Source organism: Exiguobacterium antarcticum DSM 14480 (assembly GCF_000685865.1).
Taxonomy (GTDB): Bacteria; Bacillota; Bacilli; order Exiguobacteriales; family Exiguobacteriaceae; genus Exiguobacterium_A; species Exiguobacterium_A antarcticum.
This window is the reverse complement of the sequence record NZ_JMKS01000004.1, coordinates 65,376-91,160: the sequence shown is the minus strand read 5'-3', so window position 1 is coordinate 91,160 and position 25,785 is coordinate 65,376. Positions and strand designations below refer to the sequence as shown.

General features: G+C 49.2%; 33 protein-coding genes. 13 read left to right on the top strand and 20 right to left on the bottom strand.

Annotation, left to right across the window (positions count from 1 at the left end; genetic code table 11):
• The first annotated feature begins 87 nt into the window (after window positions 1-87).
• The 5 genes from P404_RS0111080 to P404_RS18055 all read left to right on the top strand — a co-directional run bounded on the left by P404_RS0111080 (window position 88) and on the right by P404_RS18055 (window position 4,843).
• Window positions 88-825, top strand: coding sequence for a hypothetical protein (locus P404_RS0111080; protein WP_026830797.1), 738 nt, complete (start codon window positions 88-90; stop codon window positions 823-825).
• A 78-nt stretch (window positions 826-903) separates the two neighbouring features.
• Window positions 904-2,022 (top strand): tyrosine-type recombinase/integrase, encoded by a 1,119-nt coding sequence (locus tag P404_RS0111075; protein ID WP_026830796.1) that lies wholly within the window; start codon window positions 904-906, stop codon window positions 2,020-2,022.
• Between the two features lie 151 nt (window positions 2,023-2,173).
• Window positions 2,174-3,253, top strand: coding sequence for a GTP pyrophosphokinase (locus P404_RS0111070; protein ID WP_236624388.1), 1,080 nt, complete (start codon window positions 2,174-2,176; stop codon window positions 3,251-3,253).
• A 63-nt stretch (window positions 3,254-3,316) separates the two neighbouring features.
• Window positions 3,317-3,760, top strand: a complete 444-nt coding sequence (locus tag P404_RS0111065; protein WP_014970479.1) for a MarR family winged helix-turn-helix transcriptional regulator — start codon at window positions 3,317-3,319, stop codon at window positions 3,758-3,760.
• A gap of 69 nt (window positions 3,761-3,829) precedes the next feature.
• Window positions 3,830-4,843 carry a tetratricopeptide repeat protein gene (locus P404_RS18055; RefSeq protein ID WP_051590502.1) on the top strand — a complete coding sequence of 338 codons (1,014 nt, stop codon included), beginning with the start codon at window positions 3,830-3,832 and terminating at the stop codon, window positions 4,841-4,843.
• Between the two features lie 77 nt (window positions 4,844-4,920).
• On the opposite strand, the gene P404_RS0111055 is transcribed toward P404_RS18055, so the two are convergent.
• Genes P404_RS0111055 through P404_RS0111035 form a run of 5 tightly spaced genes read right to left on the bottom strand, consistent with a single transcriptional unit; the run spans window position 4,921 to window position 9,137 of the window.
• Window positions 4,921-5,826 (bottom strand): aminoglycoside phosphotransferase family protein, encoded by a 906-nt coding sequence (locus P404_RS0111055; RefSeq protein WP_026830793.1) that lies wholly within the window; start codon window positions 5,824-5,826, stop codon window positions 4,921-4,923.
• Window positions 5,827-5,882: 56 nt separating this feature from the next.
• Entirely contained in the window at window positions 5,883-6,452 is a 570-nt protein-coding gene (locus P404_RS0111050) for a guanylate kinase (protein WP_014970482.1), read from the bottom strand.
• Window positions 6,442-6,918, bottom strand: coding sequence for a hypothetical protein (locus P404_RS0111045; RefSeq protein ID WP_026830792.1), 477 nt, complete (start codon window positions 6,916-6,918; stop codon window positions 6,442-6,444). Before P404_RS0111045 ends, P404_RS0111050 begins: the two co-directional genes overlap by 11 nt.
• Window positions 6,919-6,930: 12 nt before the next feature.
• Window positions 6,931-7,659, bottom strand: coding sequence for a glycerophosphodiester phosphodiesterase (locus tag P404_RS0111040; protein WP_236624387.1), 729 nt, complete (start codon window positions 7,657-7,659; stop codon window positions 6,931-6,933).
• Window positions 7,659-9,137, bottom strand: a complete 1,479-nt coding sequence (locus P404_RS0111035) for a carboxypeptidase M32 (RefSeq protein ID WP_014970485.1) — start codon at window positions 9,135-9,137, stop codon at window positions 7,659-7,661. The genes P404_RS0111040 and P404_RS0111035 overlap by 1 nt, the downstream gene beginning before the upstream one ends.
• A 141-nt stretch (window positions 9,138-9,278) precedes the next feature.
• Between P404_RS0111035 and P404_RS0111030 the strand changes: the two genes are divergently transcribed.
• Window positions 9,279-9,899 carry a serine/threonine protein kinase gene (locus P404_RS0111030; RefSeq protein WP_026830791.1) on the top strand — a complete coding sequence of 207 codons (621 nt, stop codon included), beginning with the start codon at window positions 9,279-9,281 and terminating at the stop codon, window positions 9,897-9,899.
• Window positions 9,900-10,219: 320 nt separating this feature from the next.
• On the opposite strand, the gene P404_RS0111020 is transcribed toward P404_RS0111030, so the two are convergent.
• Window positions 10,220-10,588 carry a PH domain-containing protein gene (locus P404_RS0111020; RefSeq protein WP_026830790.1) on the bottom strand — a complete coding sequence of 123 codons (369 nt, stop codon included), beginning with the start codon at window positions 10,586-10,588 and terminating at the stop codon, window positions 10,220-10,222.
• On the opposite strand from P404_RS0111020, the gene P404_RS17565 reads away from it, so the two are divergent.
• Window positions 10,587-11,114: a methyltransferase domain-containing protein gene (locus P404_RS17565; RefSeq protein ID WP_081809591.1), complete on the top strand. Its 528-nt coding sequence runs from the start codon at window positions 10,587-10,589 to the stop codon at window positions 11,112-11,114. The two genes, P404_RS0111020 and P404_RS17565, sit on opposite strands and share 2 nt — an antisense overlap.
• Before the next feature lie 246 nt (window positions 11,115-11,360).
• Here P404_RS17565 and P404_RS18810 read toward each other — a convergent pair whose 3' ends face one another.
• The 3 genes from P404_RS18810 to P404_RS17550 all read right to left on the bottom strand — a co-directional run bounded on the left by P404_RS18810 (window position 11,361) and on the right by P404_RS17550 (window position 12,325).
• Entirely contained in the window at window positions 11,361-11,552 is a 192-nt protein-coding gene (locus P404_RS18810) for a hypothetical protein (RefSeq protein WP_236624385.1), read from the bottom strand.
• A 325-nt stretch (window positions 11,553-11,877) separates the two neighbouring features.
• Window positions 11,878-12,024 carry a hypothetical protein gene (locus P404_RS18805; protein WP_236624384.1) on the bottom strand — a complete coding sequence of 49 codons (147 nt, stop codon included), beginning with the start codon at window positions 12,022-12,024 and terminating at the stop codon, window positions 11,878-11,880.
• A complete protein-coding gene (locus P404_RS17550) occupies window positions 11,984-12,325 on the bottom strand; it encodes a ribonuclease FAU-1 family protein (protein WP_236624383.1) in 342 nt (113 codons plus the stop codon). The genes P404_RS18805 and P404_RS17550 overlap by 41 nt, the downstream gene beginning before the upstream one ends.
• 226 nt (window positions 12,326-12,551) lie before the next feature.
• Between P404_RS17550 and P404_RS0110990 the strand changes: the two genes are divergently transcribed.
• From P404_RS0110990 to P404_RS0110980, 3 genes are all read left to right on the top strand, one after another.
• Window positions 12,552-13,301 carry an SDR family oxidoreductase gene (locus P404_RS0110990; RefSeq protein ID WP_026830789.1) on the top strand — a complete coding sequence of 250 codons (750 nt, stop codon included), beginning with the start codon at window positions 12,552-12,554 and terminating at the stop codon, window positions 13,299-13,301.
• A complete protein-coding gene (locus P404_RS18990) occupies window positions 13,301-13,426 on the top strand; it encodes a hypothetical protein (RefSeq protein WP_256439788.1) in 126 nt (41 codons plus the stop codon). The genes P404_RS0110990 and P404_RS18990 overlap by 1 nt, the downstream gene beginning before the upstream one ends.
• Before the next feature lie 156 nt (window positions 13,427-13,582).
• On the top strand, window positions 13,583-14,071 hold the full coding sequence (locus P404_RS0110980) for an NUDIX hydrolase (RefSeq protein WP_026830788.1): 489 nt from the start codon (window positions 13,583-13,585) through the stop codon (window positions 14,069-14,071).
• Window positions 14,072-14,140: 69 nt separating this feature from the next.
• Here the strand turns inward: P404_RS0110980 and P404_RS0110975 are convergent, their stop codons facing one another.
• The 3 genes from P404_RS0110975 to P404_RS0110965 form a co-directional block, all read right to left on the bottom strand.
• Window positions 14,141-14,482, bottom strand: a complete 342-nt coding sequence (locus P404_RS0110975; RefSeq protein WP_236624382.1) for a cyclophilin-like fold protein — start codon at window positions 14,480-14,482, stop codon at window positions 14,141-14,143.
• Between the two features lie 115 nt (window positions 14,483-14,597).
• A complete protein-coding gene (locus P404_RS0110970) occupies window positions 14,598-15,173 on the bottom strand; it encodes a DapH/DapD/GlmU-related protein (RefSeq protein WP_026830786.1) in 576 nt (191 codons plus the stop codon).
• Between the two features lie 5 nt (window positions 15,174-15,178).
• On the bottom strand, window positions 15,179-15,916 hold the full coding sequence (locus P404_RS0110965) for an SDR family oxidoreductase (protein WP_026830785.1): 738 nt from the start codon (window positions 15,914-15,916) through the stop codon (window positions 15,179-15,181).
• Between the two features lie 113 nt (window positions 15,917-16,029).
• On the opposite strand from P404_RS0110965, the gene P404_RS0110960 reads away from it, so the two are divergent.
• Window positions 16,030-16,923, top strand: a complete 894-nt coding sequence (locus P404_RS0110960) for a LysR family transcriptional regulator (RefSeq protein WP_026830784.1) — start codon at window positions 16,030-16,032, stop codon at window positions 16,921-16,923.
• A 101-nt stretch (window positions 16,924-17,024) separates the two neighbouring features.
• Here the strand turns inward: P404_RS0110960 and P404_RS0110955 are convergent, their stop codons facing one another.
• The 4 genes from P404_RS0110955 to P404_RS0110940 all read right to left on the bottom strand — a co-directional run bounded on the left by P404_RS0110955 (window position 17,025) and on the right by P404_RS0110940 (window position 19,266).
• Window positions 17,025-17,528: a GNAT family N-acetyltransferase gene (locus P404_RS0110955; protein ID WP_026830783.1), complete on the bottom strand. Its 504-nt coding sequence runs from the start codon at window positions 17,526-17,528 to the stop codon at window positions 17,025-17,027.
• Between the two features lie 77 nt (window positions 17,529-17,605).
• Window positions 17,606-18,001, bottom strand: coding sequence for an RDD family protein (locus P404_RS0110950; protein WP_026830782.1), 396 nt, complete (start codon window positions 17,999-18,001; stop codon window positions 17,606-17,608).
• Window positions 18,002-18,116: 115 nt separating this feature from the next.
• Entirely contained in the window at window positions 18,117-18,290 is a 174-nt protein-coding gene (locus P404_RS0110945) for a hypothetical protein (RefSeq protein ID WP_236624381.1), read from the bottom strand.
• Between the two features lie 340 nt (window positions 18,291-18,630).
• On the bottom strand, window positions 18,631-19,266 hold the full coding sequence (locus P404_RS0110940; RefSeq protein ID WP_236624380.1) for a hypothetical protein: 636 nt from the start codon (window positions 19,264-19,266) through the stop codon (window positions 18,631-18,633).
• 185 nt (window positions 19,267-19,451) lie between these two features.
• Here P404_RS0110940 and P404_RS0110935 point away from each other — a divergent pair, with 185 nt between their 5' ends.
• Window positions 19,452-20,606 (top strand): ISL3 family transposase, encoded by a 1,155-nt coding sequence (locus tag P404_RS0110935; RefSeq protein WP_034774429.1) that lies wholly within the window; start codon window positions 19,452-19,454, stop codon window positions 20,604-20,606.
• Window positions 20,607-20,852: 246 nt separating this feature from the next.
• Window positions 20,853-21,110, top strand: a complete 258-nt coding sequence (locus P404_RS0110930; protein WP_026830778.1) for a hypothetical protein — start codon at window positions 20,853-20,855, stop codon at window positions 21,108-21,110.
• On the opposite strand, the gene P404_RS0110925 is transcribed toward P404_RS0110930, so the two are convergent.
• From P404_RS0110925 to P404_RS0110910, 4 genes are all read right to left on the bottom strand, one after another.
• Window positions 21,107-21,727 (bottom strand): VOC family protein, encoded by a 621-nt coding sequence (locus P404_RS0110925; protein WP_026830777.1) that lies wholly within the window; start codon window positions 21,725-21,727, stop codon window positions 21,107-21,109. The two genes, P404_RS0110930 and P404_RS0110925, sit on opposite strands and share 4 nt — an antisense overlap.
• A gap of 12 nt (window positions 21,728-21,739) precedes the next feature.
• Window positions 21,740-22,471: a DUF5694 domain-containing protein gene (locus tag P404_RS0110920; RefSeq protein ID WP_026830776.1), complete on the bottom strand. Its 732-nt coding sequence runs from the start codon at window positions 22,469-22,471 to the stop codon at window positions 21,740-21,742.
• A 115-nt stretch (window positions 22,472-22,586) separates the two neighbouring features.
• On the bottom strand, window positions 22,587-23,936 hold the full coding sequence (locus P404_RS0110915) for a phenylacetate--CoA ligase family protein (RefSeq protein WP_026830775.1): 1,350 nt from the start codon (window positions 23,934-23,936) through the stop codon (window positions 22,587-22,589).
• A 219-nt stretch (window positions 23,937-24,155) separates the two neighbouring features.
• On the bottom strand, window positions 24,156-25,514 hold the full coding sequence (locus P404_RS0110910) for a phenylacetate--CoA ligase family protein (protein ID WP_026830774.1): 1,359 nt from the start codon (window positions 25,512-25,514) through the stop codon (window positions 24,156-24,158).
• Window positions 25,515-25,785: the final 271 nt, after the last annotated feature.

The window sequence follows — 25,785 nt, the reverse complement described above, 5'->3', positions numbered from 1 at the left end:
AACTTAACTGGTATAGAATGAGTATGGATATGTATAACAGAACTGGAGCGTATCGGAATAAACAAGTGAATACAAGGAGGATATATCATGGAAGGACGAAGTCGTGTGTCGCGAAAGCAACCGAAGCGAAGAATCATGTGGATCGTCAGCATCTTTGCGATATTGATGTTAAGTGTAGGCGGCTATGTTTGGGCCAATCGTGAGGAGCCGCAGGTCAAAGTGAGTCCACCCAAACAGGAAACCGTAACAGAAAAGAAGGTGGCCACGAAAGAAGAGACCGTCGCTGATCCGGAACCTGTCGTGAATGACGAGCCGGACGCAGAGGTCATCGCCGAAGAGCCCGAAGCAATTGAACCAGAATTGAGCGACGTCGAAAAATATCCGGAAGCAATTGAAAGTGTGGTTCGCATCGGAGAAAACATGAATGCCATCTACGCCGCGGCGGATGAACTCCAACAGCGGTTCACCCCGTATGAAACGGAAGACGGAATCGGTCGGGCTGAATATGTCTCACGCGATGAATTAAAGGACCTGTTCGAATATGATGCCAACCTCTCGACTGAAATCACGTCGAGCGTTCACTTCGAAGCGCCGGACTATACGCAAGAAGGTTTCCGGCAAACACGAGAAGCGCACTTGATCATCATCAAAGAGTTGAACGAACTGGATGCTTTGCTCGAAGTCTATCCCGGTAAATTCCGCCAAGATCCAGAAGGAACGCTAGCACTGGCAAAAGGACACTTCGAACGAATCAAGGCTGCCACCCAAACGGACTTGCCCGGATTCACGGAATTCTTTAAAACAAGTCCAACAGAAGGTTCGTAACCATAGTAAACTATAGGCACTCAGGTGCCTTTTCTTACAAATGAAATTAGAACGTATGTACGCAAGAGGAGGAACATCATGCATTACACGATCAAGAAACTCGACAACGGCAAGTATTGGACCCGCCTGTCCCTGACCGACCGGGACGGCAACCGGCATCAGCCAAGCAAGACGAAGGACACGCAACGGGAACTGAAGCGCTGGGCGACCGACATGATCCGCAAGAACGAGGACGGAGCGCTCGGCAAAAAGACAGGCAAGACGGTGCAGGAAGTAGCGGACGAATATCTACAGGCGCAGGTGGGCATTCTCAAGGAGCGCACAATCTATCATCGGCACTACGCGCTCGATATTTTTAACAAGACGTTCGGGAAACGAGTGTTTGACACGCTGACGCGACGGGAACTGACCGCATGGGCAGACCGCACGGGACGAGAACGCGGACTCAAGACAAGTAGCCGCAATTCCTTATCGCGTCATATCAATTCCATGTTCACCTATGCGTACGAAAACAGGTACATCCTCGACAAAGAAGCCCGCATCCAGATGAGACGCGAGCAGGTGGAACGGGAAAAGACCTTGTGGACCGTCGAACACATCCAACGGTTCGAGGCCATTCACAAGGACGATCCCACTGCTAAGATGTATATCATTGTAGCCCATACCGGCATGCGGAGCAACGAGATCCGGTCCCTCGGCTGGGAGCACGTCGATTTTAAGAACGGACTGATCCACATCGAACGACAAGCGGCACAATCGATGACGGCAGGACGCAAGAACTGGACGACTCTCAAGTCCGGGCGCGGTCGTGTTATCCCGATGAGCCAGCATTTGCGTAAGATGCTCGAGCGGTGGCGCTTCGAACAACGGGCATGGTTGCACGAGCATGGTGCCGAGAACGTACAGGACCTGGTCGTCACGCGTGAAGATGGCTGTTATATTTATGATTGCCGCGTGATGAGACCATTCCACGAAAAAGCGGCCCAAGCAGGATTGCCTTCGATCACATTGCACACGCTCCGCCACACGTACGCGACGCTCCTGATCCAGCAAGGACTCCCGCTCACCGGCATCCAGAACTTGCTCGGGCATGGGAGTCTCACGACGACGGTCAAATATTATCTCCATGTCACGGATGAGATTAAGGACCGGGCACGGGTCATCCTCGACGATCTCTATTCGGACAAAAACGCCTGATTTTCAGACGAAATGTGCAGATTATGTGCAGGTCCAGATAAAAAAGGATGAGTACAAACCGAAAAACGTTGGTATACAATGGTTTAGGGAAAAGATAAGAAATAGAGTTACAATACAGCTAGAAGAAGATATGACGAGGAAGGTGAAATCCGTGCAATCCCAAGACTTAAATACGATGATGCTCGAATACGTGAATGAAAAGGAAGACTATGATGCCTTTGCCGATAAATTAAAAGTATTATTATCGGAACTGCTCGACGCAGCCGGCATCAAATACCATTCGATCGTCGCCCGGACAAAGGAATCGGAGAGCCTGTACCAAAAAGTTCTGCGACAACCGAATAAATACCAATCGCTCCGCGACGTCCACGATCTGACCGGCATCCGGATCGTCACCTATTTTCATGATGATGTCCGGGAAGCGGCCCGAATCATTGAAAATGAGTTCTCGATCGACCGCGATCAGTCGGTCGACAAATCGACATTACTCGATACGACCGAATTCGGTTACCTGTCCGTCCACTTCGTCGCCGCCTTAAGCGAACAACGGTTAGCGCTCAGCGAATACGGCCACTTCAAGGAACATACGGCGGAAATCCAGATCCGGTCGATTTTACAGCATGCCTGGGCGGAGATCGAACATGACTTAGGTTATAAAAACCCGAACAGCGTCCCGGCCGAAGTCCGGCGCAGTTTCAGCCGCGTCGCCGGTCTGCTTGAAATCGCCGATCAGGAGTTCGTCAACATCAAAAAACAATTAAAACAATTTGAGGACGAGACGGTCCAACAGATTTTATCCGACCCCCATCAAGTCCGGATCACATCGGACAACTTAAACTATTTCATTGATCACTCCTCCGTCATCAATGCGTTAGATAAACAGCTGGTCACCTCGCAAATGATGCTCGATTCCGATCAACAACTGATCAACGAATTGATCCGGATGTTCCACTACGTCGACATTCGCAATTACGGCGAACTGATCGAGGCCGTGTCCGTCCACAGCCCGCTCGCCTTGAAGTGTGCCCAGGTCATGCCAAATCCGTTCCTGCCACGCCAAGGAATCGGCATCGCCTACATCTGTATGGCCGTGACAATCGCCGGCAACGACCCCCACCGGATTGATTACTTCTTCCGGCGGTTTTATCCCGAGCTGCGAAATGTCGGGGAGATCATCAAACAAGTCCAACCGTTGACGGAAGAGATGATTCAAGAGAAAAATATTGATTAAACTAAAATTTTTCACTATACTAAATCTCGGGTGAAGAAACTACGGTACAGAAAGAGTGAAACTATGGCAACTACATTAGAAGTAGCAAATCGCGATCAGTTGATCGTCGATACAGAAAAAGGGTTGCGGATGAACTACCGCGCCATCAAAAAAGATGTCCGGAGCATGTTTACGACGTACTTGACACGAAATGAATTCTTTATCTTGAAGTCGCTTTGCACAAGCAGCCCGCAAATCGCGTCGGCTTTGTCGAATGAATTCCAGTTTTCAGCCAGTATGATTACGGCACTTGCGGATGAATTGACGAAAAAAGGACTGATTTCACGGGAGCGCAGTGAACTGGACCGTCGTGTCGTCGAACTGCGGGCAACCGAAGACGGCATCGAATTGTATGGCAAACTGGAAGCGATGAAGATGGAATACCTCTCGGACGTCTTCGCTGATTTTTCGGATGCCGAGCTTGATACGTTCCGGACGTTACTGACAAAACTCGAACAACAAAATTAAGGCCTGTCCCTTCAGCCGGTTCGGTTGAAGGGTTTTTGCTCTGACTTCAGATGAAGGAGTGACTTGAAGATGACGTTTTCCCTCGAAACACAAACGGATCGGTTGACGATTCGTCCGCTTGATTCATCGGATTACCCGGACTGTCTTGCCGCTTCTCTTGTCCCGGCCGGCTTTACTGAATCCGATTTTAAGACGGTCGTCGCTTTACACCAACAAGGGGCAGCAGACGATCGCGAATACCACTTCGGCGTTTTTCGTACGGAAGAGGGGCTACCGCTCGGAAGGATCATCCTGTCGACACTCGCACGAAACGATTTTCAATGGGCCCGGATCGGTTATGCGTTCCCTGCACCATCGCTCGACGAATACGGGGCGGAAGCCTTGACTGCGGTACATACACTGGCGTTCGATCACCTCCATTTTCACCGGATCGAGCTGCACATCGACCCGAGCCATCAGCCGTCGCTTGCACTCGCTGAGCGTCTCGGCATGCAGGAGGAAGGGATCCGCCACCAGTTTTTAGCGCAACACGAGACGTGGATCGACCAACGGATCTTCGTCAGTCTGCGACAGGAGCGGACCACGACACAAACCCGTCCCCATGACTGGGAACAGGTCCGGCTATTGCGGCAGACCAACCACTACGCCGATGCTAAAAAACTGGTTACTTCGTATCTCGATCAGACACCTGACGATCCGTTCGTGAATTATCAGATGGCTTGGTGTCACGATAGCCTCGGCGAAGAAGCGGCTGCCGTCCCCTACTACGTCCAGGCGATTGAGGCCGGCTTATCGGCCCCTGACTTGCAACAGGCATACGTCGGTCTTGGTAGTACTTACCGGGCACTCGGGCGTTATGAAGAGGCCTATACGACCTTGACGGAAGGACTGACTCACTTCCCGGACCATCCGGCGTTACAAACGTTTTTAGCCTTGACGCTGTACAATCTTGACCGTTCGTCCGAGTCGATCGGACTCCTCGTCAAGACGCTTGTCGAGACGACACACGATGCAGACATTCGGACCTATCGACGGGCATTACGATTTTACGCCGAACACCTGGAGGAAATGTGGGACAGTTGATGGTACACAAATAAGACGGTCGTTTACCACAGAGCATCGCGTGGGAAACAACCGTCTTATTTTTTTGTCTAACACTCTTAAAACGAAGTGTACCAGTCGGGCCGCGCTCGTTCGAAATGATGATGTTCCACGAGGATCGATTCAAGACGGGCTGTCATCGGTCCGATTTCCTCCGGGGCGTGACGTTGGGTCCAGACAAGCGACGAAAATAACGCCATCGCAAGATACACGGCATACACTTCCCAAAAGACGTCCGGCACGTCACCGTCAAAATAACCGTCGATTTGACCAACAGCAAACGGACGGCTGTCCGCGACTTGGAACAGCCCAAGTTTGACGAAGTCGTGCCATGGGTCCCCAAAATCGTAATTCGAAAAATCAATTACCCCCGTCAGATTAGACCCGTCCGTAATCAGATTGTCGAGATGAAAGTCATCATGCTGAAAATGATTCGGCCGCCCTTTCACCAGATGCCGGCGCTCTTTGATCAAGGAAAGGATTGCCTCGTCCGCTTTTAGTCGAATCGGTCCCTGCTCATACAGTCGGACATACCGTTGATGTTTGTCCAGACACCGTCCATACCACGGATTGACGTCTGCCGGTGCTGCATACTGATGAAGACGCCTCAAAAGCCGCCCTGCTTCCTGTCCCATACCATATGCCGTTTCCTGAAGAAGCGGCAAGGTCTTCTTCACCGTTTGCCCAGACAGGAAACCGTACCAAACGTAACAGATCGACGGCAACTGTTTGACAGCAAACGGTTCCGGAACAGGCAAACCTTCCTGCTTCATCCGTTGGAGCCACGTAAACTCTGCCCGTTTTCGTTCAAACGTCTCCCGTGGAGCGACATGGACAATCGATGTTCGTCCGTTTTGCTGAAGGACATATTTCGGATGACGGGAATACCGGTTTTTGATTCGTTCCCATACCACGATGCCTTGAAATTCAGGTTGTTCCCGTAACATCTGTTCGATTGGATCCATCAGAACCTCCTGTTTGAGAATGGATGAAAAAACAGCAAGGAACGAATTCCCTGCTGTTACGATTCGGACGGTTGTCCCGGGATATAGGCGGAAATGATTCCGAGTAAATCCACATATGCTTGTTCAAAGTCGATGTTTTCAATCATATAGTCATAATGATCCCGGTCTTTCCAGGCATCGGCATAATCGACGAGTCGCGCTTCGAACTCCGGTGTATCGCCCCGCATCAACAATCGTTCTTTCATTAAATCCGGCGGAACGGATACAAAAATCGTAATCACCTGATCCGCGAACAACGTTTTGAACGCCGCTGCGCCTTTCGGGTCGATGTCCTTGATGACGATTCCGTCTGTTGCGAGAATCTCCTCGTATGCTTGCCGCGGAGTCCCGTACCAGGCGCGGTGGACATGGGCATATTCGATGAAGCCGTTCTCTTGGATCAATTGTTGAAAGGTTTTGACGTCAACGAAATGATAACTCTCACCATCGTGTTCCGTTGGCCGTTTCGGTCGAGTCGTCACAGATGGAATAAAGCGGACACGTTCATATTCATGGCGTAACCGTTTAATCAAGGAAGACTTTCCGCTGCCTGATCCACCAATCAATAGAATGATTTTACCTGACATCGTCATCCTCCTTTTGTTGTTGCATGGTCATGAAATAGCTTGAAAAACGTAAAGAAAACTGTTCCAGCTCACTGTCTTCAATAACACCGTAAATCGGACGAATGACTACTAAATACCGATCATACGTCAAAATCCGTGAGACGTCGTTCCGTGTCATCTGGACCTGTTTTTCCGGATAACTTGCGACATAATACCAGTCAACGGCAATCCGGCTCGGTGTTTGACTCGTGTAGATCCACGTCCGACGCAAACGATCGTGTTCGATCGTACTCGTTAAAGCAAAACGTTGTACCATCTTTAATTCGGTTTTCGCGTCGCGAAGTCCTCCCTGAAAATCATCCGGTTTCGTCACCGATTCCTCGATCCGTTTTGGTTTCGGGGCAGGTAGACTGGCAAAACCAATCTGCAGACCGATGACGAGCGCTGCTACTGACGCTAAAATGATAAACAACTGCTCCTTGCGCATGACGCTTCCTCCTTAGTGGATGGACAAGCTTGCCTTGAAACCTTTTGGATCATTGACGATGACGGCGTCAACGCCCAGCATGATCATCCGCCGCACGTCTTCGACCGATTTTGGTGTGTAGACACGGACCTCAATCCCCGCCGCATGGGCCAGTCTGACATCGCCCTTCGTCACCCGTCGGTAATCCGGGTGAATCGCTTTTGCTCCCAGTTGTTTCGCCTGCTGTTCCGGATGATAAAGCGGATACGGATAAAGGATGGCCGTCTCGACACCCGGATCGAGTTTTCGGACCGTATCGATGGAATAATGGTTAAAGGAACTGAAAATCAATCGATTTTTCTCAATCCCATGTGCGTGACAACGCCCTAACGTATAGGCTTCGATTCCCGGATAGCGGATCGTATCCGTCTTCAGTTCAATATTCAGTTTCACATTCGTCGGAGCGAGCAACGCCAACACTTCATCGAGCGTCGGAATCGTTGTTTTCACCGGTCCATCGCTACCTTTGAAACGGGCACCGGCGTTCAACTGTTTCAGTTCGGCTACCGTCAGATCAACGACCCGCCCCGTACCGTCCGTCGTCCGATTGACGGTCTCGTCATGAATGATGACACCAACACCGTCGCGTGAGAAATGGACATCAAACTCAATTCCGTCAACATCGGGAATCGCCGCCTCGATCGCTTCGAGCGTGTTTTCCGGAAACTGATCGCTCGCTCCGCGATGGGCAAACCAACGCATCATAACGCCTCGACGACCCGTGTATATTTCGCCGTCAAATAGTGGATCAACGGTTGGACCGAAATCGCTTGACCGGTTGCCGCTTGAATCAGCTCTGCTGGTGTTTTCGCTTTTCCATATTGATGAATGTTTAGATTGAGCCATTCCTTGATCGGTGCCAGCGTTCCGTCGGCAATCAGTTGATCGACGTTTGCGACATCACGACGCAAGGCTTCGTTCAACTGGGCGCTATAGACGAGACCAAGCGCGTAACTCGGGAAGTATCCGAACGAACCGCCGGACCAGTGGACGTCCTGTAAGACCCCTTTTGCGTTTGACGGGACGTCGACTCCCAAGTATTCCTTATAGAGACGGTTCCATTCTGCCGGCAAATTCTTGACTTCCAGCTCACCTGTAATCAATCGTTTTTCGAGTTCATACCGGATGATGATATGGAGCGCATACGTCAGCTCATCCGCTTCGATCCGGATGAGGGACGGTTTGACTTCATTAACAGCAGCATAAAATGTCTCGAACGGCACGTCTTTCAACGATGAAATCGCCTGTTGCAACCCGGCATAACGGGCCGCGAGGAACCCTTGATTACGACCGATGAAGTTCTCAAAGAACAACGATTGTGACTCGTGGATGCCCATCGAGGCCCCTTCTCCAAGTCCAAGCGTATCGAGTTCCGGTGCGATACCTTGTTCGTACGTCGCGTGTCCCGCTTCATGCATCGTTCCGAACACAGAATTGCGGTAGTCGGCTTCATCATACTTCGTCGTGACCCGCGCATCCTTCCGGTTGATCGTCGTCTGGAACGGATGGACCGTCTCATCGAGTCGTCCGGCCGTGAAATCGTACCCGATATCGTTTAACCATTCATGATTCAACTGAATCTGCGTGTCCCGGTCCGCTGACCAGTCGAGTGTCGGGAACGTTTTCCCATCCAGCTGTTTCAACAGTGTGATGATTGCTTGCCGTAATTCTGCGAATAACGGATCGAGTTCCGCGACCGTCATGCCCGGCTCATAATCATGTAACAAGGCATCATACGGATGTTGTGCATATCCCCAGTACTCGACGAATTTCCGTTCCATGGCAACGATTTTTTCTAAGTACGGCGCAAACAATTCCCAATCGTCGGCATCTTTCGCCTTTTCCCAGACACTTTCAGCTTCTGAAATCAGCGTAATGAACGTCTGATACTCCGCTTCCGGAATCTTTGAATCCCGGTCATACGCTTGTTTCGCTTTTTCGTACGAAACTGCTTCCAGACCGGTCAATGTCTCTTGCCCCATCGCTTCTAACAACGATTGATAGACCGTTCCTGTCCGGCGACGGAAACTTTCCGTTGACAAAAAACCGATCGATTTCGACCGATTTTCGGCTGACTGTTCCGGCATGTAGGTCCGCATGTCCCAGTAGAGTAACGCAACTGCTTCCTCATAGGCACGAAGCGATTCAAAATGGTCACGCCATTGTTGTAATGTATTCATTAAAATTCCCCCTTGGCTCGGTAGTGGCTGTACATTTTCAGCATATCACAAAATGTTCAAAACTTTCACACACGAACAGTTTTCTGAAACCTTCTGCCGGAAAACAGCGTATAATTAAAGAAGAGAAAGGAAGTGGCATTTGTGAAAACAGATTCCGAATTGGCTTTTGCCATCCACCTGACAGAGATCGAGGAGGGCTATACCGTCACCGCTCACCCAGACGAACTGGACTGGATCGGAACAGGTCGAAGTGCGTTTGTGTTCCGGGTCCGCGAAACGGATCGGGTGATCAAGAAGTTTTTCCCATCGCACCGCCATCTTGCGGCAATCGAGGGGTCAATTTATGAACAATTAAGTCCCTTTGCGACGTATGCGGAACAGTATGAATATGGGACTGACTACCTCGTCATCGAATACATCGAAGGACAAACGTTGTTCGAGTGTCTGATCAGCGGGACACTCATCACGGACGATGTCATCCAAACGGTCGATCGGGCTTTAGCTGAAGCACGTTCCGTCGGTTTGAATCCATCGGACATCCATCTTCGGAACATCCTGTTGACGCCAACCGGGACACGGATCATCGATGTCGCTCGATTCCGTCAGACCGATCCGTGTGCGCAATGGGATGATTTAAAGCGCGCTTACCACTATTTTTATGCGAAGGCGTATTTCCCGAAACGTTTTTCTGAATCGTTTTTGAACACAATCGCCGACGTTTATAAAGGACGTTTGTTCGAATCGATGCGCAAGACGGGGTAAACAACAATGACCGACAGTCGGTGGGCTGTCGGTCATTTCTTTATCTGGAATGGGACGGATCCTTACGGGGTCCGTTTTTGATTGTTCGGACGAGCAGATAGTTGATTTGTACCTGTTATGAGTGGTAGAGGATGAATCGTTCTGGAATGATTGGTAAGGTTTAGTTTGGTGTTTTTTAAACAAATTAATTACGGGAATTGAAATAAAATCAACGGACTCGTTTTGGTCGACAGATCGTGGCGATGAGTGTCACGATCAGAAATAGTCTTTTTTTCTTCGATAAACGTTTCATTAATCGTCTCATTTTTTCTCAACTCCTTTTACAAAATCGCGTTGGCAATCAACAGGTCAATTTTTCGGACATCGACTTTTTTGTTGAGATTGATCTTGATCATTCCGGCCCGGGTAAAAAGTTGGACTTCCGAGTTGATGTCAAACATCCCGCCGGCGTTTTCCGTTGAGTACATGTTAATCGACTTGTAAGGAATCGAATAAACTTCGACCTTTTTCCCGGTCAACCCTTGGGCGTCCCGGATGATCAGCCGGTGTGTCGTGAAGATGGCGACGTCACGGATCGTCTTGTAGGCGGACAACGCCCGTTCGTCCGGAATCAATAACCCTTGCACGTCCTGCGGGATGTCACACTCGGAGACGAAGGTCCATGCGAGTTGACTCAGTGGATTACTCATCAAAAATCGCCTGCTTTCTGCTTTTGATTGGCTTGCTGTTTGTCTCAGGATACCATATCCTGTCATCTTTGCGGGAGGTTCATCATTCCCGGTAATGGAAACGAAACATGGCAGTCAGGTCGACACGATTGATCTCGCGCAAACATCGGTTGACTGCGCAAACGAATGGGCGCGAGAACGGAAACTCGATGTCCGCTTCCAGCAAGGAAACCTGTTTGAGCTTCCGTTCGAACACGGGACGTATGATTTTGTCTATGATTCCGGTTGTTTCCACCATATCGCGCCCCACCATCGAAACGACTACATCCGTATCGTCTCGGATGCCTTTCTGCCGGGCGGCTGTTTTGCCCTGACCTGTTTCGTCGAAGGTGGACAGTACGGCGGTCTCGGCTTCACGGAAGACAAACTCCGGTCGATTTTCGACATGTTCGATGTGCTTGAAATCCGCTTGATGCAGGAGGCCGCTCCGACGGAGGTCGCCTTCGGATTCTCCGGACTGTGGACCGCCCTGTTTCAAAAAAAATAATCGGATAAGCAAAAACCGGTGTCCCCTTCAGCTGTTGAAGGGGAGACCGGTTTTAGAATGCGTTCTATCATTTTGTTATCGCTCTCAAACCAATCTGAACAAGCTCCCGTAAATCCTCAATGATGACATCGGCCTGTGACAGTTCCGCTTCGTTTGAAAAATCGAACCGATAGCCGACGGCAGGCAACTGATTAACCTTCGCCGCCGTAAAGTCGGATATCTAGTCTCCGACGACGACCGCTTCCGTTAGCTGGTGCTCGGACAGGATGCAGGTGACCAAATCACTTTTTTGCGACGAAGCGACGTCTTCAATGCTGTAGACGCCGTCCAGCGACCAGGGGCGCGTAAAAAACAGAACGCATCTTCCAGGGCATGACCGAGAATCCGGTTTGTCTGAAATAACGTTCCATCCGTATCAAGTATGTAAACCTGTTTCATGATGATTTCCTCCGTGATTTTTAAGATACGACTTCCCGTCAATTGTCTCAATGTGTTACAAACTTTCTGCGGACCGCCTACTCGTTTTTCTGATTTACGGGTAAAGACAACTAACGAGATATGTCGTGTTTCAGAAAGAAAAAGGAGATGAAACATCATGATGGTGCTCATCGTGGTCGCCTTAGCAGTCATCAGTATCGTTCTGTTTGTCCTTTATAATAATCACAACAAAATTGTTTAGCGGCATCTCACGAGACTGCGGTTATTTCAAATTTCTACCATCCCATTGATTCTATTTCTAATCAATGGGATATGTTTGTTTTGATCACACATCGCCTAGTACGTCATGATGCACACGAGCAAGCGGATGGAGCAGAACATTCTTCATCCGGATTTGATGTTGCAACACCTCGACTTCTTTCCATGCTGCATCATACTGCGTCCGATTGATCGCACCCGTTGTCCAGCTCATCCGCATCAAGGATCAGACACTCGCCGGATGGCAACAGAACCAGATCCAAAAATAAATTGTCCCAGAAAACCCCGGTCGTATCCCGTCCATGTTGAAGACAAATATCGATGTACGATTGAACGATCTTTCCCTTTTCATCAAACATCGTCGTGACGACATGCTGTTTTCCGATCGGAAACTGTCGGAGCCAGGAATAGCCGTCGCCAACCAGCTGAATCGTCTGTTCTGAATACCGAACATGCAACGGGTGCGTCACCTGAATCATATCAAGCCGTGTTACATACCCGGTAAACGATTCCATCTCAAGGTACAGCTACCGGTAGTTTCGTTCGATCATCCGCTTCCATGACGAGCGCGCCGCGTATTTCCGTTTCATCACGTTGAACCACCTCTTTTTCCATCATAACATTTGGAAACAGATGGATTCTATGTGTATTTTGTAAAAAAATCCCTCTTTTCTCTGGACGTCATTCTTTTCATCATGGTACAATGACATACATAGACGGACTTATATTGGAGGCGTTATCATGTCATACTCACCCCGGATCGCACTCATTACCGGTGCGAGCCATCCCGATGATATCGGCACGGCAATTTGCCGGAAGCTCGCGGCTCAAGGGATGACGATTTGTTTTACATACTGGAAAGCCGATCCTTCCTGGATCAAGGCCTTTCAAGCAGAGCTGACGGCAAACGGTACCCAACATGAAGTGTTCGAAATCGACCTGTCGGCACCCGATGCTGCAGAACGTGTTTTCGCCCATACACTCTCAACGGTAGGTACGCCGTCCGTCCTGATCAACAATGCCGCTCATTCGACGCAGACCAATTTGGCTTCCTTGGACATTGCAGCACTCGATGCCCACTACGCCGTCAACATCCGGAGCACGTTGCTGTTATCGGTCCTGTTTGCCCGTCAGTTCGAGCAAGCCGGTTTGCAGAATGGTCGCATCGTCAACATGACGTCCGGACAGGATCTCGGTCCGATGCCGGATGAACTCGCTTATGCCACAACGAAAGGGGCGATTTCAGCGTTTACGACCTCGTTTTCGCTCGCCGTCGCGCCGCTTGGGATTACCGTCAACGCGCTCAATCCCGGACCAACCGATTCGACATGGATGACGGATGACGTCCGGACGCAGCTGCAACCGCAGTTTCCGTTCGGACGGATCGGTACGCCGAGTGATGCTGCGCGGACCATTGCCTTTCTCGTCAGTGAAGACGCCGCCTGGATCACAGGACAGATCATTCATGCAGAGGGTGGATTTATCCGGTAATGGAGGAGCGACCGAGCGTTTCCGAATGGTTATCCGCGCAAGAACTTTTGTTCGAACAGATTCTGTTGATTGAAGTGATTCCGACGAATCTGTCCGCCCTTCACTGCGATTGCAGCCTGACATGAGTGTTCAGCAATTTACCGATGTACTGTCAACATATGCGATCCACCTCAATCCAGCCGAATGATTGAGACGTGATCACGAACAAGGTTGCTGTTCCGTCCTGTGCAAACACTGGTTACATCAAAGCCGATCTTACAGATCTTGAAGGAGGTCTCTACATGGGGTATATCTCAGAATTACGCAAGACAATCGGCAGTCGTCCGATCATCAGCGTCGGTGCGACGGTCCTCGTGACGAACGATCAACGGGAAGTCTTATTCCAACACCGGTCCGATACACACGACTGGGGACTGCCCGGCGGATCGATGGAGCTTGGCGAAACACTCGAAGAAGTCGCCATCCGCGAACTGCAGGAGGAGACTGGTCTACAGACGACTCAACTGGAACTGATCGGTGTCTTTTCCGGTCCCCGCTTTTACTTCCAGTATCCGAACGGGGATGAAACATACAGCGTCATTCATCTTTATCATGCAAAAGACGTCACGGGGACGCTTAGGATGCTGGACGGAGAAAGTCTGAATCTGAGCTACTTCAGCCAGGCGACACTTCCCGAGACGATCGAGCGCCGGGCCAACGAGTTGCTTAAACAACTTGGAGACCGGTTATGGAACTTGGATAGTTCCTTTTCACCTCTGTCCCTGAAATGACCACAAAAACATCAATTTAAAAAGACTTACAACCGGTCAGTGACCAGCTGTAAGTCTTTTTTACGTCGCTCATTCATTCGGAAAACGAATCTGGACACTTTCGGGGGCAAACAGGGATTGGATGTCCTCAAAATCGGTGATTTTTCCGATTCGTGTATATTCAGCCGCCGGTTCGACCGCTTCATAAAAAATCACTAAACAATTGTTTTGATACAGCAGCACATCTCCGGCTTCAATCGTCTGAACCGATTGGGCATCCGTCGGGAACACCTTGTCGAAATAATGGTACTTTTCATTCCGATGCAAGTCATCCATTTTAATCGTAAACGGAGCGTCCGCCATCAAGGCTGCAGTAGTCGCGTTGTCTTCCAGTTGTACTGAAGCGATCTGACCATTGATTTCGATGTTCATGGTTTCCCTCTCCTTGACCGTTTTGTCTGATTCGGTCGACACAGGCGCCGACGTACCGCATCCCGACAGTACAAGTAAGAGGATCATAATTATGACAGTCATGCGACGGTTCATCTCATCCCTCCGTCTCATCAACGTAACGGATGATTCGAGCCGGGGTACCGGCGACGATCGCCTTGTCCGGGACATCTTTCGTCACGGTCGCATTTGCTGCGACAATCGCGTGTTCGCCGATCGTCACCCCCGGTAGAATCGTTGCCCCCGCTCCAATCCAGGCATTTTGTTTCAGGCGAATCGGGGCAACGAGCAAACCACGCCGCTTTGCCGGACTGACCGGATGGTTGACGGTCAGCAACTTGGCAAACGGACCAATCAACACATGATCATCAATTTGAATTGAACCGAGATCCGTCAACATCACCCCACGGTTGATGAAGATGTCTTTTCCGAGCGAAATGTGTTGCCCGAAGTCCGTATAAAACGGGGGTAAGACGACAACACTTTCGTCGACCGGCTGACCGATCAACTCGGCTAACGTGTCACGAAACGCCGTTGGTGACAACAGTTGCTGATTTAATCGGTAGAGCAATCGTTCTCCGTCGCGTTGGACGGCATGAATCTGCTCGAACAGGGGATCGTCTGCCTCAATCAGTCGATTTTGAATCTGTTGAAGAAGTGATGATGATTCCATCGGCGTCACACGTGTTGTTGCGTCGGACGAATGATTAAGTTGCTGATCGAAACCCGGTCCGGTGTGTCGATTGCATACAAAACGGCTTGTGCCACATCTTCGCTCGTCAGTCCCCATTCCTGTTGCGCTTGACGAAGGGATTCGCCGACAGTTTGATCCTTGATCGTCGTGTAGAGTTCCGTCTGCACGGCGCCTGGTGAAATGATGGTTGATTTAATCTGGTTTTCCCGTTGTTCTTGCCGCAGACCTTCCATAATGGCCCGGACGGCGAACTTCGTTCCACAATAGACGGCCGATTCCGGATAGACGACATGACCGGCGACTGAGTCAGTTGCAATGATATGACCGGCTTGTTGGTGTTCCATAATCGGTAACGCCGCGGCGATCCCGTTTAATACCCCCATGACATTGATATCAAGCATCTGTTTCCAGTCCTCCCGATGACCAGCGGCAAGCGGTGCGGTCGGCATGATGCCGGCATTGTTAAAGAGAACATCAATCCGTCCAAATGCCGAATTCGCTTCCTGAATCACAGCTTCGACCTGATCAAACTGCGTGACGTCAGCCTGCTTAATCCGAATATCCGCTTGCGGATACGCGTCCCGAATGTCCTGTAATCGGTCGAGACGACGGGCTGCCAACATCAGTGTCGCTCCTCGTGCTGCTAATAAACGGGCTGTCGCTTCGCCAATCCCGCTTGATGCCCCCATAATGACGATGACTTTATTTAGTGGTGTACTCATTGATGTTCCTCCTTGTATGTCTTGCTTGTGTACAACACTACAAGTATCCATAAGCCATGTCTAATGCTAATATTACATCACCAGACATAACTAAAACGCATAGGAGGATTCTCATGGAACTACAACAGTTACGGTATTTTTTAGCGGTCGTCGAAGAAAAAAACATTACCCGGGCTGCACGCATTCTCCGGATCTCTCAACCGGCATTGTCCCGCCAACTGCAACGGTTGGAAGACGAGCTAAACGGTGTTTTATTTGACCGGACACCCAGCGGCATCGTTTTGACGGAGAGCGGTTATTATTTAGCCGAACGGGCGCGCGAAATGGTTACTCTGGCGGATAAAATCGTCACCAATCTGACGACGGAAGAAACGTTGCACGGTGATCTCTACATCGGCGGCGGCGAGACGACCAGCATGTTGAGCGTTATCCGGGCATTTCATGAGATGCATCAGCAGCACCCTGAGGTTACCATCCGGATCCACAGCGGCAACGGTCAAGATATCCTCGATAAACTCGACAAAGGCATTCTCGATTTCGGTCTCGTAATTGAACCGTTTGACGTCAAGGAATATCATCATTTGCAGCTTGCAACAGCCGACCGATGGGGTATCTTGACACGAAGAGACCATCCGCTGGGCCAACAAACGACGGTCGATGCATCGGATTTACGGAATGCACCGTTGATCATCTCGGAACAAACCAAAGACCAGAAGCAGTTTGCTGAAAAAACGGGACTCGATTTCAATGCAAGCCGCATCGTCGGAACTTATAACTTACTGTTTAATGCGTCACTTTTGGTCAAAGAAGGACTTGGTCACGCTTTATGCCTGGATCACATCATCAATACAACAGGCAGTAAACTGATTTTTGTGCCACTCCTGCCGAACGTCACCTCAAACACGTTTTTGATTTGGAAAAAGGAAGCCGTCCTGTCACGTCCGGCGAAAAAATTATTGGAGTGGATAAACGATCAACCCCCAATAAAAAAGTGGACCGATTCATGAGTAGTCCCATCAATCGGTCCACCTTTCAGCGTTCACCAGTTAGCAAGTTGCAGGAGTATATTTATTTAGTTTACGGGTTCTCGTTCCGTCTGTTGACGGATTCATGAGAACGTCTTTTGATCCAGGAAGCACGGGTAGTTCGCTCCCGGCAACGGATAGACAAAGATGATTTCCCCGTTGGCTTCATCGATTTTTTGTGTGTTCTGAAAGCCATTTTTTTCATAAAACAAACACGCGGACCTGTTCTTTGGATGAACACTGAGAACAATCTCATCCACATCATACATTTTGGTAATGTACTGAATTGCTTGTTTCAGGAAAAGCTTGCCGTATCCTTTTTCTTGAAAGCGCCAATCCACCATAAAACGATCTAACCAAATATACCGTTCCTGCTCGTTCGCCGCTCCAATCATCAGAAATCCGATTGGACGATCCGCTTCACATAAGGCCAGACATGACCACTCGTGTACGAGATCTTGCCTGGCTTCTTGTAGGGACTGTTGATTAGTCTCGATAAAATCACGTTGAGTCGGAGCAACTTCCAATGCCAGAACCGCTTGTCGATTGCTGGCGTTAATCGGCTGAATACTAAGTGTCTTGATCACATCCGCCCCCTCTTCTTTTTCCGATTAAGAAAAACCGGTACTGCTTCTGCCTGACGTGTAAAGGCGAGGAGAAAACCTCATTTTCTCTTCCGCACAACATGCGTACCGGCAAATTCATCCTCCGGTAACACCGATCCGTCCTGCAGATAGATTTTACGGTTTTTCCATGTTTTAATCGGGGCAATCGTTTCCCGATAAGCAATCCGTTTCGCAATCTGTTTGACAGCGAGCGGTTGTCCGTTCTTGCTGACGACTTGAATCTGAAACAGCCGTTGCCCGATGGTTTGACGGCTTCCTGTCGCGAGTTGTGTCGTCTCGATCAGGAAATTGACGGTCGGTTCCGTAATCAGTGAATGAACTGCCTTGTTTTTGACACGTTTCAGTACTGTCTGCTCGAGCACTCCGGAAATCATCCCTTGTACGAGTAAATCAACGATCCCCGCCCCAATCCGGCGTTTTAATAATTCATCCATCTTCATTTCCTCCTTGTTTTAAAAATCATCCGGCTTGTCGTTCTATACCCGTTCGCCTTTGAAACAAAAAGACCTTTTTTGATACGGATCGCTCCGTTCAAAAAAGGTCTCGTCATCATGAAAACAACAGGACGATGCCGCTCAAACCGAACAGACACATACCATACAACATAGCTGCGATTTGTTTACTTGATGCCGGGATGTCTTGACGAACGAACAGGCGCCCGTATTTGAAGGTCAAGACGACGCCCATGATGAGTGCTGCGAGGGCAAGGTTGGGTATTGCCATCAAAGTCAAATATATATTCAGCATCCGTCTCATCCTCTCCGGTTAGTTCGGTTCCTTATGTATATCCCTGTCTGCCCAGCCACGCGGTGCTCCCAGAGGCAACAAACAAATCCTCTCTCGTTCCGTTGGACCGTGGATTTCATCCGTCTTTCCTCGTTGAAGCGTCAGCTTTGATCATCTGATCGTTGACCATTGTTCGTTATCCGTTGAACTGTCAGCGTTGAACTTTCACTTCAGGTTCCTTTCAGAACCGTTGTGAGGTGCATCGCACCGACGTTTTGTTATCGCACAAAACAAGCGTGTTTGGTCGCAGGTTCATCGGACAAACAGGGAATTTTCATCAGGCGAAGATTTTCGTGACCGTATTACTTTCCGACAGCGTGAAATCGACTTCCGCCTCAAACGTGTCAATCGTCTCGTCGAGCTCAGCGATCACTTGACGTAACTGCGACGGATCAATCAAGTTTGGTTCCAAGCGTTCAAGGAACAAACGCCGTGACTTTTCGATTTCCTCGGCATTGCCCTTCTCGCGTGAACCATACGTCGCCTCGATATGGCTGTCAGCCCGACGCGCGATATCTTGACGTTCTTCTTCGATCGTCTGCTCGACCTGCCCGAGTTGCGTCTGTAATGTCTGCAACAATTGACGGTCATAGACCAGACCGGTATCCCGTCGGTCGATGGCTTCGGCGACGGTCATCTCGCGCCCGGCAATCCGGACAACCGTTACAGCGTTCGACGCCGTGATGGCCGACTTGATCCGGTTCCGTCGTTCCATCAAGTCCCGGATCGATTGGAGATTGGCTTTGGCTTCTTCGGCAAACGTCAAGACCGATGGATAACCTGCCGGCGCTTGGCTTCCCGTATGGACACCGATGAACGGTTTGGTCTGTGCTTTTTGAATCCGTTTGTCTAAATTTTTTAATTCCACTAATCCGCGATGAATCGACATTTCGATGCGTTCGATGTCTGCCACGTCCTCTTCTTGTTAAGTCTTTTTTTAGGATAGCATATCCTGTAAAAAAAGCAGACGATTGGCTCATCACCATAAGGTGTGGTTGACACATAAAATCCATCGGATTTTAAATCGAACATAGAAAAAAAGCGAAAACCCCGGTATCGTAATTGTTGTCTAGACAAACCACGATTGGAGTTTTCGCCTTGTCTCAACAGTTTATCAAATTAATTCTTCCGCTTCCAGCCCTTTTTCAAATCCAGATGTCGTCCGATGAAGAACCGCACGTATTTCCTGTCATTCCTGATACACATGAAATCCCTTGTCCGCTATGCGAAAAAAAGACCATCCTGCATTCGAAAAAACGTCGTCGTTTTCGACACGGTCATGCGTGGGGAGTCGGTGCCTTGTGGATCGAACTGGATGTCCCACGTCAAAGATGCCTCTCTTGTGATTTGACGTTCGTATATGACTACGGTCTCGGACTCGTCCGTACTTCTACCGAAGTGTTCCGAAAAGGCATCACAGAACGGTGCCATGGCCGGACAATTTCAGATGTTGCGCATGAATATGAACTTCCGTATACGACTGTGGAACGATGGTTTTATCAGTACGCTTCAGTGGATCCAGTGGGACATGCGACACACATCCTCGTCGATGAGTTCGCCACGAGAAAAGGACACCACTATGCGACGATCGTTCTTGATGCCAAGACTGGACGTCTTCTGTCTATCGTCCCGGGCCGGGACGTATCGGCGATTACGGCTGCGCTTCAAGGTGTACTGGGAGATGTTCGTTCTGTCGTCAGTGATTTTGCACCTGCGATGGCGAAGGCAACTACTCGTGTCTTCCCGAATGCAGCGCATGTGCTGGACCGTTTTCATCTCATCCAGTTCTTTACCGATGCTCTTCGCCGCCGGCGTCGTTTTTTGAACGAGGCAAGACGCCATCATCATGTTCGTGTGATCGATCGTGCTCTCGCTTGTCGTCCGGAAGCATTGGCTCTTGAAGACCGAGAGGCCGCCCATTCTTGTATTCTAGAAGACTCGTTTACCCGGGATCTTTATCAAGGACTCCAACATATCCGATATGTGTTGAAAGCAACGTGCGACGGGCAGGCATGCCGAAGACTGAAAGACTGGCTGGAACGTTATCAGTTCCATCCGTGCGGACCTCTTGCGAAAATCGCGAAAGCGATTCGTGGCCGTGAAGAAGCGATGCGTCACACCATTGTATCGACACTATCGAATGGGAAAATGGAAGGGACGAACAATAAGATTAAGCTCATTAAACGTCGTGGTTATGGCTACCGAAACCTCGAACGATTCTTTTTGAGATTGCGCCTTGAGATTGGTCGTTAAAATAGCAACCACGTGTTATGGTGATGAGCCAGACGATTACAGAAAAGTTTTCACCTTACAAAATTGTCATATTTTTATTATCGAAAGGGAGCGTGACTTATACTACATGAAAGTCCATTACTTCTGTCAGAAGAGAGGGTTTTTGATGCAGCAACTCAGATTACAAGTCACGGCAGCTCGTTCTGTCGCCTGGACGCTTTTGCCCTGTTACAGGAAACACTGGTTCCACATGGACAACTCTGTATTTTGTCAGATGGAAACTATGAGACGTTGTCGTTGACGTCCGCCTTTTACGAAAAGGAACTACGGCTTGTCGGCTCGAGTGACGGTTGGGATTATTCCACCCACCCCAAGTGGTTTTTAGAGACGACGCCATACGTTCCCGAGCTCGAAGAACTATTTGAGCAAACCGTCAGTTCGGACGACCTAGTCCGCTGCTTCGAGCAACTGCAGACACAGAAACGTCCATTAAAAGTCTCTGTCACCTATCCAGCCGGTGATTAACGTTGTACGCCACTCACTGTCACGACTTCAACGCCATTTGGATCTTGCTGGTGTGCTGCATCTGCATGATTACCGGAAAATGTCACCTGCGTCAAACGTGCGCGCTCCGCTGCTGACGTCGTGATTTCCGGAACCGGTCGCTCGAGTAACTGGTGTAACATCGCTGCAAGACCTGATTTGGGTGTCGCAATCTCGAGTTGCAGAAGTTGATCCCCCGATCGTGATTCGATCGCATCCAGATGCGTCTGCAATTCGATCCGAAAGCCGTAAGGCGTCTGAATAAACGTCCGACGTTCGTTCGCCTGGACCATCCACCCCAACGTTTCCGCCCGTTGAAGTGTCGCCAGCCGCTCGGCTTTTGTCATCCAAAAGCCGATGTGGTCGAAGGCGACTTTTTTTCCGTACCCAAACGTAATGTTGATTGCTCCCCGTTTCATCTCAATGATCCGAAACAGAATCTTTTCATGACGGAAATCGTCCCAGTCAAGTGGCGGGTCAAACGACGTGAACGTTCCGTCCTGTTTTCCAATTCGTTGCGTCACGCGAAAACCAAGCTTTTGATAAAACTGTTCCGTCTCTTCGACGAACGGCGTCCACAGATGGTAATGAAATAACATTGACTTCTCTCCTTATCGTGTCAGGTCGTCGAGTGTCGTCACTTCGACCAGACCGCTGTCTGTTAACAGTTGTTGCAGTAAATGGACGTGGGCCAACCCATAAATCACGACAATCCGTTCGTCCGATGATTCCACGAGTGCGAGGATGTTCTTAAAGATCGTCAGATTCCGGAAATACCAATACCGGGCAACCCACTGCATGCCCGTCTCCCCGAGACGCGCGAGTTCCAAATAGGTCTGATGCATACCCCGTGTCGTGTCTGGTTGATTGATTTTCTGAAAGAAGGTCAAAAAATCGAGCCGCATGATGTCTTGATCCAGTTGTTTCATTCGCACGGTTTCCCGCGAGATGATCTGATGAAATCCAACCGGTTCTTCCTGTTCGAGTTGACTGAGGTTTGGCACTCCCTCGATTGACTGATTCCAATCGACGCCGTTTACCTGAGGCAACTTCGCTTGACAGGCCAACCGGAATCCGATTTGATGTTGCTCATCGGCCGTTAGTTCAAAAGCTCCTTCTTGATAGGCGGCATAGTCCTGATCGAGTTGTGCTTGTCGGTCCGCTGTCGTCTCGAGCGCCACTTTCGTTGGTCGAAACGTCAACAGCACGTCGATCAGTGTCTGGATTTGCTGTTGACGGTCTGCATCCGACACTGCAATCGGCGCCGGATGCAACAGATCACCGTTGTCCGGACGATCTAAGTGCATCGTCCCGAGAATCAAAATGCTAGGGCCTGGTTTCATGTCTCTCCTCCTATTCCACTAATGATTCCCATTTTACAAGAGATTGTCATCTATTTCCATTGAGCTGGATCAAGGAACCGACAAAAAAAGACCGATCTTCGAAAAGATCCGCCTTTTAGGCCATCATTTGTTTGACGAGTAACGTTTTGCCGCTGACTTCACGCGGAATTTCTTGAACTGCCCGAAGCGACACCTGCATGTCCGCGCCCAGTAAGGTTTTCAAAAAACGGTAAAGTTGTTGCTCGTGTTCCGACGAAAAGCGTGTCCAATCCGGAATGTACAAAAACGTGATATCCCGTTCACTGTTTTGAATATATTGGACCCGTTCAACACTGTTCGGCAACACTTTAACGAGACTCGACAGCTGGCTTTCGAATACTTTCTGACCGTCTGGTTTAATGAGATAGCCTCGTTTTCGACCGTCAATTGAATCAATCACGGGACCGGGATGACCGCATGGACACATCTTCCCACTGCTGGTCATCCGATCTCCGACCCGGTAGCGGATCAACGGTGTACCGTGGGTATCAAAGCTTGTCACGAGCACCTCTCCGTCTGCCTCCAGTTCAATGATGCCCATCTCATGGTGCAGGTGTTTTTGTCCACAACGGCATTCGGCGACGATTGGTGCCCCTTCCGATGAGGCATATTGATCAAAAACCGGTCCATGAAACACTTCTTCGATCAAGTGACGTTCTGTTGACGTCATCATCTCGGCCGTCGGAAAGATGGCGTGAGGTCGACACTGAAGCTCGATTCCTTCCCGTTTTGCATGATAAGCCAGCTCGATCATCGCAGAAGGTAATCCATCAATCGATTCCGGGTCAAACTGATCAATCGCCCGTAAATAGTCCGTCATCGTGGTGGGACTGATTTTCTTGACAGTGAACAATAATTGGTTGAGTGCACGGTTCTTCCGCCAGTACACCGGGTTTTTTTGGTGTTCCGAAACAAGGGATTGTGCCGTGAAACTAATCCGCCGCATCCCTTTTCGGACACCATGGGTCGCCTTGAAATAGTCGAGATGGGCCATCCGGATTTGCATATCTTCTTTTGTATACCGGACTTGAATCGATTTCCCTGTCGTCCCTCCTGTTTTTCCGATGATCGGGGCTTCGAGATCCGTTCGGATGGATTCAATCTGTTGCCGTAACGTTTCTTTTTCAAGTGGCGGGATTTGTTTGAGGTCACTCACGTGCTGCAAAGGAAGTTGCAGTTCTAATTCGGCGAATAATGTTTTGTAATACGGGCTGTGTTGGCGACAAAATAATAAAAAGGCGTTGAGCCGTTTTAGTTGATCCGCTTCGACATCAAGCGGATGTGCTTCTTTTGCCAGCAACTCTTGAAATCGTTTTTGATAGGCGGATCCATACCGTTCCCGCTGAAGCTGATAGCCGTACACTGTCGTTAAAAGATTTTGCAGGAACACAGGTGAAGACAGATAAACTTGCTCTTTGATTCCCATCTGCGCACGTCCTTTCGAACAACGACTAGACAACCGGTCTTCTTTGATTTTGGTTTCTCGATACCTTCAGCTTAAGTCGGCATTCTGACAAGGACATGACAAAATTCTCTCATCACCTTCCTTTTTTAACAATTCACCTCTTTTTTACAGCTCACTAAAAAAAGCAGAAAATCCCTTTGTAATAAGGGATAATCCACCTTTTTCCTATGTTTTTTTTCATTACGGTGCCTCCGGCAACAATTGTTTGATCAACAATGTCTTGCCGCTGATCTCTTTCGGAATTTCCGGAACGGCTCGTAACAGGACTTCCATTTGCCCGCCAAACAAACGTTCCAGGACAAAATAAAGTTCTTTTTCATGTTCTTCTCTGAAACATCGTTCGTCCGGTACGTAGAGCATGACGATTTCTTCTTCATCTGCTTGAATATACTGGACACGCTCAATACAATTCGGAAAAGCACGGACGATACCAGCGAGCTCGCCTTCAAAAATACGATGTCCATCTTTGAGCTGGATAAAGCTCCGCCCCCGTCCATCAATGGACGCAATAATCGGTCCGGCATGTCCACATTGACACGTCTCTTCACTTAACGTCATTCGGTCTCCGACCCGATACCGGACAAGGGGGGTCCCGTGCGTATCAAAACTGGTCACGAGAATCTGACCATCTTCTTCCACCTCGATGATCCCCATTTCATAGTGCAAATGTTTTTTCCCGAAGCGGCATTCGGCGACGATGGGCGCCCCTTCTGAAGAGGCGTACTGATCAAAAATCGGTGCATGAAACACTTCTTCGATCAAGTGACGTTCTTCTCGCGTCATCATCTCGGCCGTCGGAAAAATAGCTTTTGGTCTGCAAGTACAGGGAATTCCGTATTTTTTGGCATGACGGGCGACTTCAATCATCCCGGAGGGTAGTCCGTCAATCGACTCCGGATTAAACCGGTTTAATTGTTCGATGTACAGAGCGGCCGTCTGCGGATTGATATTTTTTATCGTAAACAACATCTGATTGATTGTTTTGTTCATCCGCCAATATACCGGTGATTTTTGGGTCGCCGCCGCGAGCGTCTGCCCTGTAAAACTCGCACGACGCATACCGCGTTCAACCCCATGCGTCCATTTGAAGTAGTCAAGATGGGCCATCCGGATCTGCATGTCTTCTTTTGTATAGTGGACTTGAATCGACTTCCCCGTCGTCCCGCCTGTTTTCCCGAGAATCGGGGCCCGAATTTTGGCATGGATGTCTGCATTGCGGGTCCGCAACAGTTCCTTACTCAAAACCGGAATCATTTTTAATTCCTCGAGTTGCTGTAAAGGTAAGGAAATCTGATGGTTTTTAAAAAGTTCTTGATAGTAAGGACTGTAGGCCTGACAAAATGTTAAAAATTGATTCAATCGCGTCAATTGCTCATTTTGAGCATGGACACGGAACTGCTCTTTTTCTTTTAATTCTTGAAATCGTTTTTGATAAACCGGTCCGTACCGTTCTTGATACAGTACCCGACCGTAGATCGTCGTTAGGATGTTTTGAATGAAAATCGGCGAATGAAAATAAATCGATTGCTTGAGTTGCATACGTTCACTCCTCTCACGTTTCAGTAAGCGATCCGTGTCCCGTTAGTCACACATTTCCTGTTACTTACATCTTATTTCCAGCGCCCATCCCATTCAATCAAATCTTAATAAACAAGCTTAGCTTTTATTCGGATACCGTTTTATGATAATAAACTTATGTCACAAACATCTTTTTATGATTCTTTTTTTATTTTTAACTTTGGCGATCGATACTTCGGACAGATGATTTCCCACAAAAAAGAGAGCGAATCGAGGATTCACTCTCTTTTGG

Excerpts from the sequence above, each read along its gene's own strand:
- P404_RS0111080 (WP_026830797.1), top strand. The coding sequence starts at position 88 with ATGGAAGGACGAAGTCGTGTGTCGCGAAAGCAACCGAAGCGAAGAATC.
- P404_RS0111075 (WP_026830796.1), top strand. The coding sequence starts at position 904 with ATGCATTACACGATCAAGAAACTCGACAACGGCAAGTATTGGACCCGC.
- P404_RS0111065 (WP_014970479.1), top strand. The coding sequence starts at position 3,317 with ATGGCAACTACATTAGAAGTAGCAAATCGCGATCAGTTGATCGTCGAT.
- P404_RS18055 (WP_051590502.1), top strand. The coding sequence starts at position 3,830 with ATGACGTTTTCCCTCGAAACACAAACGGATCGGTTGACGATTCGTCCG.
- P404_RS0111055 (WP_026830793.1), bottom strand. The coding sequence starts at position 5,826 with ATGGATCCAATCGAACAGATGTTACGGGAACAACCTGAATTTCAAGGC.
- P404_RS0111050 (WP_014970482.1), bottom strand. The coding sequence starts at position 6,452 with ATGTCAGGTAAAATCATTCTATTGATTGGTGGATCAGGCAGCGGAAAG.
- P404_RS0111045 (WP_026830792.1), bottom strand. The coding sequence starts at position 6,918 with ATGCGCAAGGAGCAGTTGTTTATCATTTTAGCGTCAGTAGCAGCGCTC.
- P404_RS0111040 (WP_236624387.1), bottom strand. The coding sequence starts at position 7,659 with ATGCGTTGGTTTGCCCATCGCGGAGCGAGCGATCAGTTTCCGGAAAAC.
- P404_RS0111035 (WP_014970485.1), bottom strand. The coding sequence starts at position 9,137 with ATGAATACATTACAACAATGGCGTGACCATTTTGAATCGCTTCGTGCC.
- P404_RS0111020 (WP_026830790.1), bottom strand. The coding sequence starts at position 10,588 with ATGAGTAATCCACTGAGTCAACTCGCATGGACCTTCGTCTCCGAGTGT.
- P404_RS18810 (WP_236624385.1), bottom strand. The coding sequence starts at position 11,552 with ATGAAACAGGTTTACATACTTGATACGGATGGAACGTTATTTCAGACA.
- P404_RS18805 (WP_236624384.1), bottom strand. The coding sequence starts at position 12,024 with ATGAGCTGGACAACGGGTGCGATCAATCGGACGCAGTATGATGCAGCA.
- P404_RS17550 (WP_236624383.1), bottom strand. The coding sequence starts at position 12,325 with ATGGAATCGTTTACCGGGTATGTAACACGGCTTGATATGATTCAGGTG.
- P404_RS0110990 (WP_026830789.1), top strand. The coding sequence starts at position 12,552 with ATGTCATACTCACCCCGGATCGCACTCATTACCGGTGCGAGCCATCCC.
- P404_RS18990 (WP_256439788.1), top strand. The coding sequence starts at position 13,301 with ATGGAGGAGCGACCGAGCGTTTCCGAATGGTTATCCGCGCAAGAACTT.
- P404_RS0110980 (WP_026830788.1), top strand. The coding sequence starts at position 13,583 with ATGGGGTATATCTCAGAATTACGCAAGACAATCGGCAGTCGTCCGATC.
- P404_RS0110975 (WP_236624382.1), bottom strand. The coding sequence starts at position 14,482 with ATGAACATCGAAATCAATGGTCAGATCGCTTCAGTACAACTGGAAGAC.
- P404_RS0110970 (WP_026830786.1), bottom strand. The coding sequence starts at position 15,173 with ATGGAATCATCATCACTTCTTCAACAGATTCAAAATCGACTGATTGAG.
- P404_RS0110965 (WP_026830785.1), bottom strand. The coding sequence starts at position 15,916 with ATGAGTACACCACTAAATAAAGTCATCGTCATTATGGGGGCATCAAGC.
- P404_RS0110960 (WP_026830784.1), top strand. The coding sequence starts at position 16,030 with ATGGAACTACAACAGTTACGGTATTTTTTAGCGGTCGTCGAAGAAAAA.
- P404_RS0110950 (WP_026830782.1), bottom strand. The coding sequence starts at position 18,001 with ATGGATGAATTATTAAAACGCCGGATTGGGGCGGGGATCGTTGATTTA.
- P404_RS0110945 (WP_236624381.1), bottom strand. The coding sequence starts at position 18,290 with ATGGCAATACCCAACCTTGCCCTCGCAGCACTCATCATGGGCGTCGTC.
- P404_RS0110925 (WP_026830777.1), bottom strand. The coding sequence starts at position 21,727 with ATGTTATTTCATTACCATCTGTGGACGCCGTTCGTCGAAGAGACGGAA.
- P404_RS0110920 (WP_026830776.1), bottom strand. The coding sequence starts at position 22,471 with ATGAAACCAGGCCCTAGCATTTTGATTCTCGGGACGATGCACTTAGAT.
- P404_RS0110915 (WP_026830775.1), bottom strand. The coding sequence starts at position 23,936 with ATGGGAATCAAAGAGCAAGTTTATCTGTCTTCACCTGTGTTCCTGCAA.
- P404_RS0110910 (WP_026830774.1), bottom strand. The coding sequence starts at position 25,514 with ATGCAACTCAAGCAATCGATTTATTTTCATTCGCCGATTTTCATTCAA.